Genomic DNA, 1,040 nt, shown 5'->3' with positions numbered 1-1,040 from the left:
CCCCCCCCCCCCCCCCCCCCCCCCCCCCCCCCCCCCCCCCCCCCCCCCCCCCCCCCCCCCCCCCCCCCCCCCGCGCCGAGGGATCGCCCGGGGTGTAGTGCAGACCGGTGCGGCCGTGCTCGACGACGTCCAGCAGCCCGCCGGCCGCGGGCGCCACCACCGGCACCCCACTGGCCTTGGCCTCCTGCGCGGCCTGGCAGAACGTCTCGTGCATGCCGGTGTGGACGAACACGTCCAGGCTCGCCACCGCCGCGGACAGGTCGCGCCCGGAGCGGAACCCCAGGAAGGCCGCGCCCGGCAGCTGCCGTTCCAGCGCCGGCCGTGACGGCCCGTCGCCGACGACAACCAGGCGGGTGCCTGGCAGACCGGCGACCGACCCGAGCAGGTCCACTCGCTTCTCCCGGGCGAGCCGTCCGACGTAACCGACGAGCAGCTCGCCGTTCGGGGCGAGCTCTCGGCGCAGCCGCTCGTCGCGGTGGCACGGGTCGAACCGTTCGAGGTCCACCCCACGGCCCCAGCGGGCCACCCGCTGCACCCCCTGTCGCAGCAGCGCGTCCACCGCGTCCCAGGACGGCGCGAGTGTGCGCGCCGCGTGTCGGTGCACCGTGGCCAGCCAGTGCCAGATCGTCCGCTCGGCGGCGCGCAGCCCGTAGCGGGCGGCGAAGGCCGCGATGTCGGTCTGGTAGACGGCGACCGAGGGCACCCCAAGACGCCGGGCGGCAAGGACCGCCTGGGCGCCGAGGCCGGCCGGGGCCGCCACGTGAGCGATGTCCGGGTCGAACTCGCGCAGCGCGGCGGTCAACGCGGGCCATGGCACGGCGAAGCGAAAGGCGGGGTAGCCCGGCAGCGGTGCCGACGGCGCCCACAACACCGGCGCACCCGCATGGGACCGCGCGGCCGTGCGCCGCTGGGGGGGGGGGGGGGGGGGGGGGGGGGGGGGGGGGCGGCGGGGGGGGGGGGGGGCGGGGACGAGTCGCCGCCGGCGGCGTGCGGGGTGCCCGGCGAGGAGGGGAGATCCATGATCAGTGCGCTCCCGGGCG

General features: G+C 79.1%; 1 protein-coding gene. It reads right to left on the bottom strand.

The window, feature by feature from the left end:
• A partial coding sequence (locus tag MXD95_RS04060) for a glycosyltransferase (protein WP_250639167.1) occupies positions 1–871 on the bottom strand: 871 nt, incomplete at its 3' end.
• Positions 872–1,040: the final 169 nt, after the last annotated feature.

This window comes from Frankia sp. AiPa1, from assembly GCF_023243075.1.
Lineage (GTDB): Bacteria > Actinomycetota > Actinomycetes > Frankiales > Frankiaceae > Frankia.
This window is presented reverse-complemented; position numbering and strand designations above follow the sequence as displayed.